Source organism: Clostridia bacterium (assembly GCA_017438525.1).
In the GTDB taxonomy this organism is placed as follows: domain Bacteria; phylum Bacillota; class Clostridia; order Oscillospirales; family RGIG8002; genus RGIG8002.
Window position 1 is genome coordinate 1 of the sequence record JAFRVI010000031.1, and the last position, 16,096, is coordinate 16,096.

The 16,096-nt window shown below is 56.9% G+C and carries 13 protein-coding genes, 1 other RNA gene and 1 pseudogene; 14 read left to right on the top strand and 1 reads right to left on the bottom strand.

The genetic code is table 11. The features are described 5' to 3' along the window. Nucleotides 1-309: 309 nt before the first annotated feature. Nucleotides 310-648, bottom strand: an RNA gene (rnpB, locus tag IJL83_03180) — RNase P RNA component class A. A gap of 429 nt (nt 649-1,077) precedes the next feature. On the opposite strand from rnpB, the gene IJL83_03185 reads away from it, so the two are divergent. The 14 genes and pseudogenes from IJL83_03185 to IJL83_03250 all read left to right on the top strand — a co-directional run bounded on the left by IJL83_03185 (nt 1,078) and on the right by IJL83_03250 (nt 15,971). Continuing rightward, nucleotides 1,078-1,743, top strand: coding sequence for an ATP-dependent Clp protease proteolytic subunit (locus tag IJL83_03185; protein ID MBQ6552602.1), 666 nt, complete (start codon nt 1,078-1,080; stop codon nt 1,741-1,743). A 67-nt stretch (nt 1,744-1,810) separates the two neighbouring features. Further along, complete coding sequence (locus tag IJL83_03190) at nt 1,811-2,647, top strand: undecaprenyl-diphosphate phosphatase (protein MBQ6552603.1); 837 nt, start codon at nt 1,811-1,813, stop codon at nt 2,645-2,647. A 24-nt stretch (nt 2,648-2,671) separates the two neighbouring features. Beyond that, nucleotides 2,672-5,032: a DNA translocase FtsK gene (locus IJL83_03195; GenBank protein MBQ6552604.1), complete on the top strand. Its 2,361-nt coding sequence runs from the start codon at nt 2,672-2,674 to the stop codon at nt 5,030-5,032. Between the two features lie 88 nt (nt 5,033-5,120). Beyond that, on the top strand, nt 5,121-5,831 hold the full coding sequence (locus IJL83_03200; protein ID MBQ6552605.1) for a M23 family metallopeptidase: 711 nt from the start codon (nt 5,121-5,123) through the stop codon (nt 5,829-5,831). Nucleotides 5,832-6,104: 273 nt separating this feature from the next. Then, the gene (locus IJL83_03205) at nt 6,105-7,022 is read left to right on the top strand and encodes an ABC transporter permease (protein ID MBQ6552606.1); all 918 of its coding nucleotides are present in this window, start codon (nt 6,105-6,107) and stop codon (nt 7,020-7,022) included. A gap of 14 nt (nt 7,023-7,036) precedes the next feature. Beyond that, nucleotides 7,037-7,297, top strand: a pseudogene (locus IJL83_03210) (ABC transporter permease). Nucleotides 7,298-7,306: 9 nt separating this feature from the next. Next, nucleotides 7,307-8,284 (top strand): ABC transporter permease, encoded by a 978-nt coding sequence (locus IJL83_03215; GenBank protein ID MBQ6552607.1) that lies wholly within the window; start codon nt 7,307-7,309, stop codon nt 8,282-8,284. 13 nt (nt 8,285-8,297) lie between these two features. Further along, nucleotides 8,298-9,302 (top strand): ABC transporter ATP-binding protein, encoded by a 1,005-nt coding sequence (locus IJL83_03220; protein ID MBQ6552608.1) that lies wholly within the window; start codon nt 8,298-8,300, stop codon nt 9,300-9,302. Next, a complete protein-coding gene (locus IJL83_03225; protein MBQ6552609.1) occupies nt 9,295-10,290 on the top strand; it encodes an ABC transporter ATP-binding protein in 996 nt (331 codons plus the stop codon). Before IJL83_03220 ends, IJL83_03225 begins: the two co-directional genes overlap by 8 nt. An 80-nt stretch (nt 10,291-10,370) precedes the next feature. Further along, entirely contained in the window at nt 10,371-12,011 is a 1,641-nt protein-coding gene (locus IJL83_03230) for a peptide ABC transporter substrate-binding protein (protein MBQ6552610.1), read from the top strand. A gap of 196 nt (nt 12,012-12,207) precedes the next feature. Next, nucleotides 12,208-12,768 carry a sigma-70 family RNA polymerase sigma factor gene (locus IJL83_03235; GenBank protein ID MBQ6552611.1) on the top strand — a complete coding sequence of 187 codons (561 nt, stop codon included), beginning with the start codon at nt 12,208-12,210 and terminating at the stop codon, nt 12,766-12,768. Next, nucleotides 12,755-13,705, top strand: a complete 951-nt coding sequence (locus IJL83_03240; protein ID MBQ6552612.1) for a hypothetical protein — start codon at nt 12,755-12,757, stop codon at nt 13,703-13,705. Before IJL83_03235 ends, IJL83_03240 begins: the two co-directional genes overlap by 14 nt. A gap of 96 nt (nt 13,706-13,801) precedes the next feature. Next, a complete protein-coding gene (locus IJL83_03245) occupies nt 13,802-15,184 on the top strand; it encodes an RICIN domain-containing protein (protein MBQ6552613.1) in 1,383 nt (460 codons plus the stop codon). Between the two features lie 34 nt (nt 15,185-15,218). Continuing rightward, complete coding sequence (locus IJL83_03250) at nt 15,219-15,971, top strand: hypothetical protein (protein MBQ6552614.1); 753 nt, start codon at nt 15,219-15,221, stop codon at nt 15,969-15,971. Nucleotides 15,972-16,096 lie beyond the last annotated feature (125 nt).

Below are 16,096 nucleotides of genomic sequence, written 5' to 3' on the forward strand. Positions count from 1 at the left end.
CAGATTTTGCCCCGTTCCGCGTTAAAATGCTCGGCAATACAGCAAGTATTGCCTTGCGCTTTTGCCTTGAACGGAAACAAAATCGGTCCGTTCAAAACTGCTCCGCACCTGAAAGCGTGGCAAATCCGAGGGATTTGCGGCGCGGAGGACGACGGCGGGCTGGCGCCCGGCGAGGACAACAAGCCGGAAAGTTCCGGATTTGACCGCTTCTCAGGCGTATTGTCCTTATCGTCGATCAGTCAAGTACAACAAACCAAGCGGCGCACGAATGTGCGCCGCTTTCTCATGCCCTCGCGGGCGTGTCTTATAAAGGTGAGCAAGTCTGTAAGCCGGGTTCTGTCCTTTAAGACTGCCATCTATCTGGGACGCGCGTCGCCGCGCGCCTCGCGCCACCCTTCAAGGCACGGCGAGCAGCCGTATGGCCTTATTCGGTGTTGCATCGGATAGGGTTTACAGCGCCCCCGCGTTACCGAGGGGGCGGGTGAGCTCTTACCTCGCCTTTCCACCCTTACCGGCAAAAGCCGGCGGTATATCTCTGTTGCACTTTCCCTGGAGTCGCCTCCGGCGGGCGTTACCCGCTATCCCGCTCTGCGATGCCCGGACTTTCCTCATATACCGGGCGAGCGGCAGGGATCCGAATCCGCCTCAAACGGCGATATTTCGCCGCTTTTCAGCTTGTCGTCCTCGGCGGGCGCCGGCCCGCCGTCGTCCTCTGCACCAAAAATCGGCTGAAATCTCATCCGTTTGAGGTCCGGAGGAGTTTTGCCGTAGCTGATTTGCGTCAGACTGCGGCAAAAGCGCAAGGCAATACTGCTGTATTGCCGAGCATTTTAACAATAGTCTGGCGGAAAACAGCACGGCAAAACCGTGTTTCGGATTCCTGCCGCTCGCCCAGCGCATACGCGGCAGCCCGACTTGCTCGGGAGTATGATACCACGTTTTTGCCGAAAAGTAAAGATGTTTTTACTCTTCTTGACATTTGCGGAGAATTATAGTAAAATATAAAAGACTATAAGGCGGCATATCGTTTTCGCGCCTGCGCATAATAATCCCGAATAATATAAAGGCGGTATTGTTATGACGGAAGACAACGAAAACGAAAGACCGCGCGATCCGTCCGGCGAGGACGGAGCCGTGACCGTGAAGGCGGGGACGCACTCGATCTGCTGCTTGACGGTGATCGGGCAGATAGAAGGGCATTACGCCCTTCCGCCTACGGAGAAAGCGACGCGCTACGAGCATATGATCCCGCGGCTCGTCGCGGCGGAGCAGTCGCCGGAGGTCGAGGGCGTGCTGCTTCTGCTGAACACGGTAGGCGGCGATATCGAGGCGGGGCTCGCGATAGCGGAGCTCGTCGCGAGCATGAAGACGCCCTCCGTTTCGCTCGTGCTCGGCGGCAGCCATTCGATTGGCGTGCCGCTCGCGGTCTGTGCGCGCAGGTCATTCATCGTGCCTACGGCGACGATGACGGTGCATCCCGTGCGGCTTACCGGACTTGTGCTCGGCGTGCCGCAGACATTCGATTATTTCCAGAAGATGCAGGAGCGCGTTGTGCGCTTCGTCGCCGGCAACAGCCGGGTTTCGCCGGAGCGTATGCGCGAGCTGATGCTGAACACCGGCGAGCTCGCCACGGATATGGGCAGCGTGCTCGACGGCGAAGCCGCCGTCCGCGAGGGCTTCATCGACGCGGTGGGCGGTCTCGCCGACGCGGTGGAGGCGCTTTACCGGCTGATAGAGGAATAATCCGCGGCGGTCATATCATAGATATTACGGCGGCGGTCCGCCGCAGTACATATTCGGAGCAATCAAGATGACGGTTTTTCAGGCGTTCTTTCAAGGAGTGATACAGGGGCTGACGGAGTTCCTTCCCGTCAGCAGCTCGTGGCATCTCTCGGTCGCCGCGCACTTTTTCGGCATCGAGGGGGCGGGAACAGCGTTTTCCGTTTTCCTGCATCTCGGCACGCTGGCGGCGGTCGTCTTCGCGTTTTTTCCGAGGGTCAAGGAGCTGTTCTTCGAGTTCTTCCGCATGATTGCGGATATTTTCCGCGGCAGGTTCAGCTTTAAGAACTGCGGTCAAACGCGAAGGATGCTGCTGATGATGATCCTTTCGCTCGCGCCGCTGCTCTGCGTCTATCCGATAAAGGATACGATCTCCGCGCTCGGCGAGGACGAGGACGTCGTCGTCGAAGGGATATGCTTCATCTACACCGCGATCCTGCTGCTTCTGGCAAGCTACACCGCGAAGCGCACCGCGGAGCCGCTCGCCGAAGTTACGCCGGGGCGCGCGGTCTACATAGGATTCATGCAGGCGATAGCGCTGCTTCCGGGCGTTTCGCGCAGCGGCTCGACCGTCGGCGCGGGGCTGATCTCCGGAGTCGACCGCGGTTATATGGTCGACTATTCCTTCATTTTGAGCATACCGGTCATATTCGCCGCCGGCGTAAGCGAAACGAAGGACGCCTTCGCGGAAGGCCTCGGCGTGGGAGTTTTCCCGCTCATCGTCGGAGTCGTAACCGCCGCGGCCGTCGGCTTTTTCGCGATAAAGGCGCTCTCGTGGATGGTGAAGAACGATAAGCTCTGGATATTCTCGATATACCTCTTCCTGCTCGGCGGCTTCACAGTCGTCGCGGGAATGAGCGGACTCTGATTATAAAGAACAGGATGTGTGAAAATGGCGCAGAGAGGAAGGCCGAAGGGCTCGAAAAATAAAAACACCGCCGCAGCGGCGCGCTCGGCTGCCGCTGAAAAGCAGCGCAGCAAAAACGTAATATGGAGCACCGTGCTGATACTTGCCGGGCTGCTCCTGTTCGTGCTGCTCGTCGTTTCCGACAAGGGATTTCTCGGCGACGCGATCCAGAAGGGGATGAACACCCTTTTCTCGTGGGTAATGTACTTCCTGCCGGTGCTGCTGATCTATATCGGAGTGCTGCTCGCGGTGCAGAAGACGAAGAAATACATAGCCCTCCGTTTCTGGTTCAGTCTGCTTGCGATAATCATATTCGCGGCGGTCGTCTTCATTCTCAAGGCGGGGAGCAGGGATATAGTCGAGGTGTTCAAAGAAGACGGCGTCAACGCGGTCGGCTTCGGCATCGGCTTCGTTTTCACGAAGGCGCTTGGCAAGGTCGGCGGCCTTATAGCGCTGTTCCTCGTGCTCGCCGGCGCGCTTATGATGTCCGCGGGCATAACGATAATCAACGTTTTCAACTGGCTTAAAAACCTCTTCACGATGGGAGTTGACGAGGAGGACGGAGAAGAGCCGGAGACCGATCCCGTCAAGGCGATCGACAAGATCGGCAGGGAGCCGCAGCCGAAGCCGGAGAAGAAAAAGCGCTCCGCTATCGACATTCCGATACCGGACGGCCCGATAACCGTGCCGGATCTCACAGTCGCGGACCCCGCTCCGAAGCCGGAGATCCGCATCGACGACATAATCAACAAGGCGGCGGCGCCCGCCGCTTCGACCGAAGCGAAGCCAGCGCCCGTTACCGAAAGTCCGAAGCCCGCCGACAAGTACGCGGACAAGCCGGCGGAAAAACCCGCCGAAAAGCCCGCCGAGCCGAAGGAGGACGGCTACGTCTTCCCGCCGCTATCGCTGCTGAAAAAGGGCGTCGGCGGCGTATCCGAGGACGTCTCCAACGAGATGAAGGAAAACGCGGACAAGCTCGTGCGCACGCTGCGCTCCTTCGGCGTTTCCACGTCGATAAGCGAAGTATGCCGCGGCCCGTCCGTCACGCGCTACGAGCTTCAGCCGGAGGCCGGCGTCAAGCTCAGCCGCATAACCGGACTTTCCGACGACCTCGCGCTTTCTCTCGCGGCGAGCAGCATACGCATCGAGGCGCCGATCCCGAACAAAGCGGCGGTCGGCATCGAGGTGCCGAACAAGACGCGCAGCAACGTGTTGCTTCGCGATCTGCTCGAAACCAAGGGGTTTGCGGACAGCCACAGCCGCCTGACGATAGCGATAGGCAAGGGCGTTTCGGGCGATCCGATAGTCGCCGACCTCGCCTCCATGCCGCATATGCTTATCGCCGGCGCGACCGGCTCCGGTAAGTCCATCTGCGAAAACTGCATAATTATGAGCATAATATACAAGGCGAGCCCGGACGAGGTCAAGTTCATAATGATCGACCCGAAGGCCGTCGAGCTGACGATGTATAACGGTCTGCCGCATCTGGCGATCCCGGTCGTCACCGACCCGAAACGCGCCGCCGGCGCGCTCGACTGGGCGGTGCGCGAAATGATGCGCCGCTACAAGCTGCTTTCGGAATCCGGCTGCCGCGACATCAAGAGCTACAACCTGCGCGTGAAGGACGACGAAAACGCCGAGCCGCTACCGCAGTACGTCATAGTCATCGACGAACTCGCGAACCTGATGATGACCTCCCCGAAGGAGGTCGAGGACAGCATCTGCAAGCTCGCCCAGCTTGCCCGCGCCGCCGGAATGCACCTCGTTATCGCTACGCAGCGTCCGTCCGTCGACGTCATCACCGGACTTATCAAAGCGAACATCCCGACCCGCGTCGCGCTTTCGGTCACTTCGCAGGTCGACTCGCGCACGATAATCGACCACGCCGGCGCCGAGAAGCTGCTCGGCCGCGGCGATATGCTCTACGCGCCGATCGACGCGTCGAAGGCGCAGCGCGTTCAGGGCTGCTACGTTTCCGAAGACGAGGTGCGCAGCGTCGTCGAATTCACCAAGAAGAAGGCCGCCGCGCACTACGACGAGAGCATCAGCGAAGCCATTGACGCCTACTCCGCGAACCAGAAGGACAAGGGCGGAGCTTCCGGCGGAGTCGGCGACGACGACGGCGAAGCGGACGAAATGCTCGAAGCCGCCATCGAGATCGCGGTCGAAACGCAGACGATCTCGACTTCGCTGCTCCAGCGCCGCCTCAAGCTCGGCTACGCGCGCGCCGCGCGTATCGTCGACGAGATGGAGGCGCGCGGCATCGTCGGGCCGTTCGAGGGCTCCAAGCCGCGCCAGGTGCTTCTGACGCGCGATCAGTGGATGGAAATGAAAAACCGTCAGTAAGATTTTTGCGTAATTATTCTTTCATAAAAACGGGTGCCTTTGAGCAAAATAAGCTCAAAGGCATCTTTTTTACGAAAGGATAGATATTATGAAGGAATTGAAGCTTCCGAGCGAGAAGAAGAGCAAACTGCCGGGAGGCAAAAAGTTTTTCGCTGTGCTCGCGGCGTGCCTTATCGCCGTCTTCGTAGCCGGATATATCGCGATTGACAGAAGTTTGACCTACACGCGTCCGGTCGAGGAGCCGCCGGTCGAGAGTCAGACCGAGAAGGTCGACAAGCCGCAGAAGGGCGTGACCGAGAAGCCCGCGTCCGAGAGCGAGCCGGAGCCGTCAAGCTCCGAAAAGGAGGACGACGAGCCCGCGAACACCGTTCCGGAACCGACGCTGCTGATATGGCCGGTCAGCGGCGGAACGCTCATGCGCGAATACAGCGCGGACGCGCTCGTTTTTTCGCCCACGATGCAGGACTGGCGCACGCATAACGGAGTCGACATCGCCGCGCCGGTCGGCACGGCCGTCCGCGCCATGGCGGCGGGTGAGGTGACTGGCGTCCGCGAGGACGGGATGCTCGGCTGGGTGATCGAGATAAAGCACGGCAGCTACGCCGCCTCCTACTGCAACGTGCAGGAGGGCGTCGCCGTCAAGGTCGGCGACACGGTAGGCATCGGCGACCAGATCGGCGGAGTAGGGCAGCAGGCGCGCCTTGAGATCGGCGATGAGCCGCACCTCCACCTCGAGGTACGCAAAAACGGCGAGCTGATAGACCCGCTCAGCGTGATGAACAACACGGATATTGAGTAAAAAACGCCTGTCTGTTTTCAGCGGAAACGGCAGAAAGCCATCCTGTATCTTTTGTTCAACGGAAAGATTATAACGGGTATTTCGTCGAATCGGCAAAATAATACGCTGTCCCACCGCCGAATGCGCTTCGGCGGTGATATTTTACTTGACAAAAGCGTTAAAGTGTTATAGAATAAAACAACTAAAGTATGCAGAATAAGGTTATTGTCGAAATTTACCCGCGGGACGTTGCCCGCGCATACGTATAACGATTTCGTCACGGAGGCGCTTTTAATGTTAAAATACGCAGTCAAGCGTATAGCGATGGGAATACTCAGCATCTTTATCGTTGCGACGCTGACGTTCTTCCTTATGAATATGGTACCGGGCGGCCCCTTCGTCGCGGAGAAGTCGATCAGCGCGGAGGCGCAGGCGGCTCTCGCCGCGAAGTACGGGCTGGACAAGCCGATCCTGCAAAGATACGCGACCTATATGACCGACTTCCTGAAGGGCGATATGGGCGTGAGCTTGCGCCAGCGCGGGCGAACGGTTTCCGAGATAATCTTCTCGAAATTTCCGGTCTCCGCGAGACTTGCCGGCATCGCGGTGCTTCTCGCGCTTCTGCTCGGCATACCGCTTGGCTGTCTTTCCGCGTATAACCGCGGCAAGGCGCCGGATAATATCATAATCGTGCTCGCAACCTGCGGAATAGCGATACCGAGCTTTATAAGCAGCGTTTTGCTGTTGTATTTCCTGGGGAGCAAGCTCGGTATCTTCCCGACCGTCGGCCTGAGCACCGCCGCGCATTACGTAATGCCTGTAACGGCGCTCGCGATATACCCGACGGCGTACATAACGCGGCTTATGCGGTCGAGTCTGCTCGACGTTATGGGGCAGGACTATATCCGCACCGCGAAGGCGAAGGGACTGTCGAACTTCAAGACCATATTCAAGCACGCGCTGCGCAACGCGGTGCTTCCGGTCGTTACTTACGTCGGGCCGATGCTGGCCGGACTGATGACCGGTTCCTTCGTCGTGGAAAAAATCTTCACCGTCCCCGGCCTCGGCGGACAGTTCGTTTCATCTATCGTAACCCGTGACTACACCATGGTCATGGGCACTACGATAATCCTCGCGACGCTGGTCATCGCCGCTAACGTGATAGTCGATATACTTTACAAAGTCATCGACCCGCGTATCAATCTTAAATAAGGGGGCGGACCGGAATGATGCACAACAAACCGTTCAGTTTACATATCGATCCGGCGGACTTCGCTCCCGCGACGAACGAGGAGAAGGAAAGTCTCGTCGTAATGCGCGACAGCGTAAGCTTCTGGAGGGACGGCTTCCGCCGCCTCCGCAAAAACAAGATCGCGATGGTCAGCTTCGCGCTGATCGTGCTGATAATGCTCTTCGCGTACGTCCTGCCGTCGTTCTGGCCTTACGCCTACGAACAGCAGACGAAGGGCGCGGAAAATCTTTCGCCCGGCACCAAAATGCTGGTCTGGTCGGTGGAGTACGAAAAAGACGGCGTCCTGTGTTCCTATGAGATCTCCGCCGCGAACGGCACTCTGCTCTCCGTCAACAAAACGCATACGGATTACGGCGTGCCTTACGAAGGCGAGCCCGCCGGATGCTTCAAGCACGACGAAGAAGCGGCGATAAAGACGGCGCTCAACTCCGGCAACGCGGAGCGGCACGCGGTAAATAATCTGAAAGCCGAGCTGCAGCGGAAGGAACAGTTCCCGTTCATTTTCGGAACGGATAAGCTCGGGCGCGACTTCGCGGTGCGTCTTATGATGGGCACGCGCATCAGCTTGACCGTCGGACTCATCTGCGCGGCGCTGGTGCTCCTCGTCGGTTCGACCTTCGGAGCCGTTGCGGGCTTCGCGGGCGGCTGGATCGACAACATAATGATGCGCTTCACCGATATCCTTTACACGATACCGGATATTCTGCTTATAATCATTCTCGCGATGGTGCTGCGCGAACCGCTGAAAAGTCTTTCTACCATCGGCGGCTTCCGCTGGATGCAGCGCGTAGGCCCGAACCTCATTGCGATATTCATCGTCTTCGTCCTTCTGTACTGGGTAGGAATGGCGAGGATCACGCGTTCGCAGGTGCTGGTGCTCAAGGAGTCCGAATACGTCACCGCCGCGCGCGCTCTCGGCGCGGGCAACGGCAGGATCATACGCAAGCATCTGCTTACCAACTGCATCGGAACGCTGATAGTCACCACGACGCTTCAGATTCCCTCTGCGATCTTTACCGAGAGTTACCTGAGCTTCCTCGGGCTCGGCGTCGCGGCGCCCATGCCTTCGCTCGGCTCGCTCGCGACGGACGCGGTCAAGGGAATGAACACGTTCCCGCACCTGCTGCTGTTCCCGGCGATACTGATAAGCATAACCATACTCGTTTTCAATCTGTTCGGCGACGGTCTTCGCGACGCCTTCGACCCCAAGCTTAAGAATTGAGGAGGCGTGAGAAGTGAGTAAAAAGCTTTTGGAAATAAAAGACGAACGCCTGTCCTTCTTCACACCGGCGGGCGAAGTCAAAGCGCTGAACGGCGTTTCCTTCTCGATGGACGAGGGGGAGGTGCTCGGAATAGTCGGCGAGTCCGGCTCCGGCAAATCCGTTACGGCGTATTCGATAATGGGGCTGACCGCCTTCCCCGGCAAGCTCATAGGCGGCACGATAGAATTCAACGGACATCAGGTCGATCAGATGACCGAGAAGGAGTTCCGCAAGATGCGCGGCAACGAGGTCTCCATCATCTTCCAGGACCCGATGACGAGTCTTAACCCCGTATATACGATCGGCAACCAGATCGTCGAGGTCATACTCCTTCACACCGACAAAACGAAGGAGGAGGCGAAGGCGCGCGCCCGCGAGCTGCTTGAGCTCGTCGGCATAAACGAACCCGACAAGCGCCTGAAGCAGTATCCGCACGAGCTTTCCGGCGGAATGCGCCAGCGCGTTATGATCGCGATCGCGCTCGCCTGCGAGCCGAAGCTGCTGATCGCGGACGAACCCACGACCGCGCTCGACGTCACGATCCAGGCGCAGATCCTCGAGCTGATGCAGGAGCTGCGCGAGAAGCTCGGCATGAGCATCATAATGATAACCCACGACCTCGGCGTCGTCGCGAGTATGTGCGAAAAGATAGCGGTCATGTACGCGGGCTACATCGTCGAATACGGCACCGCGGATGAGATCTTCTATCAGCCGAGCCATGAATACACGAAGGGGCTCATCAATTCGATCCCGAAGCTGACCGCCGAGGACGTCGAACGCCTCGTCCCGATCGAGGGACAGCCGGTCGATCTTATGAATCCCCCCGCGGGATGCCCGTTCGCGCCCCGCTGCGCGAGCTGCATGAAGATCTGCCTGCGCGAGATGCCTCCGCGGACGGACTTGAGCGAAACGCATTACAGCCACTGCTGGCTTCGCCAGAAGGAAGCCCTCGAGAAGGGAGGCGCCGACGATGAATGAGCAGAGAAAGCTCGTTGAGATCGAGCACCTCAAGCAGTATTTCCCCGCCGGCGGCTTCGGCAGGAAAAAGCGCTTCGTGCAGGCGGTGGACGACGTTTCCTTCTTCATCTACAAGGGCGAAACGCTCGGCCTTGTCGGCGAGTCCGGCTGCGGCAAGACGACGGTCGGCCGCACGATGCTCCGCCTTTACGAGCCGACGGACGGCAGGATAATCTACGACGGCAACGTCCTCTTTGACAGACAGAACAGGATAGCGGTCGATATGCTGCCTTACCGCCGCAGGATGCAGATCGTTTTCCAGGACCCCTACGCGAGTCTCGACCCGCGTATGACGATAGGGGACATTGTCGGCGAATCGATAGACATCCACAAGCTCGCCGCCTCCAAGCAGGAACGCCGCGACAGGATAATCTACCTGCTCGAGCGCGTCGGACTCAACAGCGAGCACGCCAACCGCTATCCGCACGAGTTCTCCGGCGGACAGCGCCAGCGCGTCGGTATCGCCAGAGCCCTTGCCGTCAACCCCGAATTCATCGTCTGCGACGAGCCGGTCTCCGCGCTCGACGTGTCGATACAGGCGCAGGTCGTCAATATGTTTGAAGACCTGCAGAGAGAAATGGGGCTTACCTATCTTTTCATAGCCCACGATCTGAGCGTCGTGCGCCATATATCCAACCGCATCGGCGTTATGTACCTCGGCAAGCTCGTGGAGCTTGCGGAAAGCTACGAGCTCATCACCCGCAGCGCCCACCCGTACACCCGCAGTCTTATCTCCGCGATCCCGGTCGCCGATCCGATCACGGCGCGCGCCAACAAGCGCATCGTGCTTCAGGGCGACGTTCCGAGTCCGGTCAATCCGCCCAGCGGATGCCGCTTCCGCACGCGCTGTCCCTACGCGGACGAGCGCTGCGCCGCGGAAACGCCGGAGCTGAAAGAGATCTCCGCCGGGCACTGGGCGGCGTGCCACCACCTCGACAAGGTGAACTGAACGTATTCAATACGCGCGAGCGTAATGAATAAATCAAAAACGCGGAAAACCGCGCAAATTTAAGAAAAGGAGAAATCAAAATGAAGGTAAAGAAAATCCTTGCTCTGCTTCTTGCGCTTTGCATGACCCTCGCGCTCGTCGCCTGCGGCGGCGAAAGCGGCGGAAGCGAAGCCAACGACGACGAGCCCACGGCGATCACCGTCCAGATCGGACCCAACCCCGAGACTCTGGATCCGGCTCTGAACAGCGCCGTTGACGGCGGCAACATGCTGATCACGCTGTTTGAGACCCTGCTCATCATCGATGAGAACAACGCCGTTCAGCCCGGCCAGGCGGAGGGCTATACCGTCAGCGAAGACGGCCTCACCTGGACCTTCACGATGCGTGACGGTCTGAAGTGGAGCGACGGCACCGACCTGACCGCGAAGGACTTCGAGTACACCATGAAGCGCATCTGCGATCCCAAAACCGCGGCGCCCTACGGCGAAACGGTCGTCGGAATGATCGACGGTTATCCCGATGCCGACAAGCTGAACGTCAAGGCCAGCGAAGACGGCAAGACCCTGACCATCGTTCTGTCCTATCCCTGCGCTTACTTTGACAAGATCGTTGCGTTCGGCACGATGAGCCCTGTCCAGCAGGCCACCATCGAAGCCAACGGCGACGCCTGGGCGACCAAGCCCGAGACCTACGTCTGCAACGGCCCGTACATGATCAAGTCCTGGACTCCCGGTGAGCGCATCGTATGCGTCAAGAACCCCAACTACAAGGGCGGCTGGGACACCTCCAAGATCGTGACCGACACCATCAACTTCCTGCTCATCGAGGATTCCGCTGCTGCTTACGCCGCTTACACCAGCGGTGAGTCGCTGCTCATCAAGGACGTCCCGACCGAAGAGATCCCCAGTCTGAAGAAGGCGGAAGACGGCGGCGACTTCTACGTTGACACCATCCTCGGCACCTACTACCTGAACCTCAACTGCGAAAAGGAAGTCTTCAAAGACGTCAACGTCCGCAAGGCGCTGAACCTCGCTATCGACCGTGATTACATCGCCAACACGATCATGCAGGGAACCTATTCTCCCGCTTACAACTTCGTAGGCCCCGGCGTTTCCGACGCGAGCGGCTCCTTCTTTGATAACGCTGTTGCGGCCAACGGCGGCAGCACCTACATCAGCAAGGACTACGAGGCCAACAAGGCGGCCGCGAAGGAAGCTATTGCCGCCGCCGGTTATCCCGAAGGCAAGGGCTTCCCGACCATCACCTATTCCACCAACGATTCCGGCTATCACGTAGCGGTTGCGGAATACCTGCAGCAGTGCTATAAGGACGTCCTCGGCATCACGATGGAGATCGAGAAGGTCGAATGGGCCTCCTTCACTCCCCAGCGCCGCGCCGGCGACTACGAGATGGCCCGTAACGGCTGGGTCATGGATTACAACGACGCCTCGAACATGATCGAGCTGCTTTACTCCACGAACGGCAACAACGACGGCAAGTACAACAACCCCGCGTTCGATAAGGCCATCGACGATTCCAAGGTTGCCGACCAGGCCGCTCACTTCAAGGCCCTCCACGAAGCCGAGAAGATCATGATGGAAGACTATGCGAACATTCCGGTCGCGTACTACACCGACTTCTGGCTCCAGAGCTCCACTCTGAAGGGCGTATGGCACAGCCCCTACGGCTACTGGTACTTCCAGTACGCCTACGTCGGATAATCTCCGGCAGGGCTTACGCCGCGTAACAGAAACGAAGCCGCACACCCTCGGGTGTGCGGCTTTTGCGTGCGCTTTTCGTGTTTGTGCGCCGGCGGGAAATATGCTATAATAATAGTTTTTATAACCGTAACTTTCCGCGCCCGATTTTTCGGGTATATAAGTGAAAGGACCTTTCAACACAGAAGGGAGGAGCAGCGTGAACGATTCCGAAATAGTCGGCTTGTTTCTCGAAAGAAACGAATCGGCGCCCGCCGAGGCGGAGACGAAATACGGGAACTACTGCCTGTATATCGCCCGCAACCTGCTCGGCGACGAAGGCGACGCCGAGGAGTGCCTCAACGACGCGCTGCTCGCGGCGTGGAACTCGATCCCGCCGCAGCGGCCGGAAAATCTGAAGGCGTACCTCGGCAAGCTCGCGCGCGAAGCGGCGATAGACCGCCTGCGCTTCAATAACGCGCAAAAGCGCCGTCCGGAGTCGCTCGCCTCGCTGGAGGAGTTCGCGGGCGCGATCCCCGACCGCGATCCCGAGAGCGTCGCCGACAAGGTCGAGCTCGCGGCGCAGATATCGGAGTTCCTGCGCTCAGAGGGCGAGCTTGAGCGTAACGTCTTCATCCGCCGATACTGGTATTACGATACCATAGACGCGATATGCGCCGGATACGGCGTCGGCAGACGTCGGGTAAAAACGATGCTCAAACGTTCGCGCGAGCGCCTCGCCGCGCATTTGAGAAAGGAAGGTTACAATGAGTATATATAACGTAAACAAAGCGATGGGCATGATAGACGCCGATCTTATAGAAGCAGCCGTCTATCCGCCGGAATCGGAACGGGAAAAAGCGAAAACGGCGGTCTTCGCGCCGAAGCCGTGGATGAAATGGGCGGCGGCAGCCGCGGCGTTCGTCGTGGTAGTCGCGGGCGCGCTCGTCGCGCTGAACGTGACCGGCGCGTGGCGCAGCGGCGGCGTCGCTGACCCGGGCGGCAGCGGAGGCAAACACTCCGGCGTCATCGCTTCCTCCGGAAGCGGAAGCGTCGGGAGCGAAGACGGCAGCATCTCCACCGACTACGGAACAAATTACCCGCCTGTGCCCGCCTCGGACAGTCCCCGGACCGATTCCGAGCCGCCCGACCCGTCGGAAGCTCACGGCGGGGACAACGTAAGATGGTCGGATTACAAATACTTGGCGTATGACAATTCGTTGGATAAACTGACATCATTTAGTAAAAATTGGATGGATTATATTCTTGAACAGACCGGCGCCGAGAGTCTCGACGCTCTGTGGAAGAGCGTGTGGGGAGGCGTCGAGTGTGGGCACGTAGCGCCGTACAGCAAAATAGAGATTGTCGAAGAGCTGAATATCCCGAGGGAGAAGTTTGTTGAATTGAACAACATGGAGAGCTCCAGATACGACCATTTTACCGAAGAAGAGATCGACATCATCTATTCCGGCGATAAGAAGCGTATAGCCGAGGCGTTCGCGAGCCCATGGGCTGTCGTCGCGGAGGATTGGGAGATATACCCTATTCGCTGGCTGCTCAATAATTCCGCTTCGACCTATAAGGAAAAGCGTATTCCGGTCGACTCGCTCGAAACGGTGGTCAACAGATACATTAACGATGAGGGGCTTTGCTGCCTTAACGACGACGAAATAAGCACGCTCCTCGACAATGTTGAAGAATACAAGAATATGCAGTAGTTATTAAGCTCAACAAAAAAGAGTAAGGGTGATTCCAATGGGCTTTTCAGATGATCTCCGCGAGGTTTATTAGAATCTAAAAAACAGGAGGTTAGTATGAAAAAGGCACTATCTTTATTCTCGGTCTTTGTTATGCTTTTCGTTGTTTTCGCATCCGGCGTTACCGCCTTCGCGCTGCCGACTCCCGCGAGCGCGTCTTCTGTCGCGTCCAGTACCGTGTATTGTATGCCGGATAACACGTCTTCAATGACTATCGGGTCTATCGGGATTGAAACTGTAAGCGTTTATTGGGCGGAGGGGAACAGCTATTATATCCAATATACCGTAAGCAGCGGAGCTTATTCCGGATACAAGCGCGGTTACGTTCCGAAAAGCAAGATCTCTGTTTCCGGAGTAGGCGGCATCAACTACGCGTCATTCCCTGCGCACACTTCCTCTAACCAAACTGTATATAACCGTAATACGACGTCATCTATGACGATAGGCACCGTCTACTCGACCGACAACATAACTGTATTGCAGGAGGATGGGACGTGGTATTATATACAGTACCCGATAACCGGAGGGTATAAGCGCGGCTACGTTCCCAAAAGCACGGTGGTCGCTGCCGCTGCGCAGCCTTCCGGACATCTTGATGTGGTAAACGCTTCTCTGATAGGAGGATGGGCTTGGATAAGCACATCTCCAAATACGCCTATAAATGTTCGCATCACTATAACGAATGTTGTTACCGGGGCGAAGTTTGAACATACTGTTGCTGCAAATCAGTATCGGTCGGATCTGGTTACTGCCGGCATAGGAAACGGGTATCACGGCTTTTCGTACGGAGTTAACTGGAACAACTTCCCGAATGGTACATACTCAGTAAGTGCTTGCGGGATAGGCGGCTCGAATCCTGCTCTATCTAACAGCCCGAGAAGCTATAATCTCACTTCATCAACTTGCTTTAGCAACGGAACGTATCGCATCAAAAACGTCAACAGCTCAAAGTATCTGGACGTTGCCGGCGGCGGTACGACAAGCGGAACAAACGTGATCCAGTTTTCTCTTAATAACGGTACCAATCAGCAGTGGCAGGTGACCGGTTTAGGAGATGGCTGTCATGTGATAGTCCCGAGGCACACGAACAATGAGGCGCTCTCTGTGTATGATAACTATAAGGACTATGATAATAGTGCTGGTAACTATATTGTGATAGAGACTAATGATTATGACCCAATAACTGGTAATAAGATCCGGGTTGGATTTCAGCATTTAGATTCACCGTCTTCTCTTGGAAATAATGATGTCGTATCAAAAGGTCAAATAATAGGTTATGTTGGAAACAAAGGCTCATCTGCTACCGGATATCATCTGCATCTGTATATGATGCGCGAACCGAATATTTGGACAAATATAGGCAAAACCGTCAACCCGCAGAACTTCTATCCCAATATCAGTTTTACCGGTTCCACAGGAGGACCGTATACAATTGGTTAGTGTAGAGCTTATTCAATTGAAAGGAGTAATAAATATGAAAAGATTTATACTGATACTGCTCGTAGCCGTTATCGGCTTGACGATGTTCGCCTGCGGGAAGGGCTCGACAGGCACGGAATCGCTCCCGGCGTCCGACGACTCTCAGACGGAACAGAATACGCCCGATGTGCAGGATGCCCATGGCGGGGATGATAGAATAAGATTGACTAATTATAAGTATTTAGACGACCGATTCACCTCGATAAGAACGCTGTTGGGTGACTATATTATCGAAAAGACCGGGAAGGACATACAAGAGCTTCACGAGTCAAAGGAGTGGTATACTGATGAGGGTATAGCTTTCAGTTTGATGGAAGTAATTGACGAATTGGATATTACTAAAGAAAGATTCATTGAGCTGAATAATGCGAAAATTGAAGCGCTCCGCGCAAAAATACGTGAGAATAGTATGAAGTATCCGGATTATCCGGCGGAAGAAAGGGAAAAAGATATTTTCCGACATCCTTGTTTCACAGATGAGGAAATCGACATCATCTATTCCGGGGATAAAAAGCGTATCGCAGAGGCGTTTGCTAATCCTTACGCGGTCATCGCGGACGATTGGGAGATATATCCTCTCCGCTGGATAATCGACAATCCCGCGACGCTTTACAAGGAGAAGCAAATATCGCTGAAAGCGCTTGAGACCGCAGCCCACAAGCTGATCGATCAGGGTGAATCGCAGATCTCCGACGAGGACAGCGCCGCGCTGCTTGCGCGGATAGCGGAGTATAAAAAGCTGCAGTAGCTTTTCATTTCCTCCGGTGCCGCTTTTGCGCGGCGCGAAAAAAAGCCCCTCCCGACCGAAGTGGTCGGGAGGGGCTTTGCCGTGCGCTTTTCGTATTTGTGCGCAAAGGATGAGTACCGATCAAG

Coding starts and splice junctions, on each gene's coding strand:
- IJL83_03185 (MBQ6552602.1), top strand. CDS start 1,078: ATGACGGAAGACAACGAAAACGAAAGACCGCGCGATCCGTCCGGCGAG.
- IJL83_03190 (MBQ6552603.1), top strand. CDS start 1,811: ATGACGGTTTTTCAGGCGTTCTTTCAAGGAGTGATACAGGGGCTGACG.
- IJL83_03195 (MBQ6552604.1), top strand. CDS start 2,672: ATGGCGCAGAGAGGAAGGCCGAAGGGCTCGAAAAATAAAAACACCGCC.
- IJL83_03200 (MBQ6552605.1), top strand. CDS start 5,121: ATGAAGGAATTGAAGCTTCCGAGCGAGAAGAAGAGCAAACTGCCGGGA.
- IJL83_03205 (MBQ6552606.1), top strand. CDS start 6,105: ATGTTAAAATACGCAGTCAAGCGTATAGCGATGGGAATACTCAGCATC.
- IJL83_03215 (MBQ6552607.1), top strand. CDS start 7,307: ATGCTGGTCTGGTCGGTGGAGTACGAAAAAGACGGCGTCCTGTGTTCC.
- IJL83_03225 (MBQ6552609.1), top strand. CDS start 9,295: ATGAATGAGCAGAGAAAGCTCGTTGAGATCGAGCACCTCAAGCAGTAT.
- IJL83_03230 (MBQ6552610.1), top strand. CDS start 10,371: ATGAAGGTAAAGAAAATCCTTGCTCTGCTTCTTGCGCTTTGCATGACC.
- IJL83_03240 (MBQ6552612.1), top strand. CDS start 12,755: ATGAGTATATATAACGTAAACAAAGCGATGGGCATGATAGACGCCGAT.
- IJL83_03245 (MBQ6552613.1), top strand. CDS start 13,802: ATGAAAAAGGCACTATCTTTATTCTCGGTCTTTGTTATGCTTTTCGTT.
- IJL83_03250 (MBQ6552614.1), top strand. CDS start 15,219: ATGAAAAGATTTATACTGATACTGCTCGTAGCCGTTATCGGCTTGACG.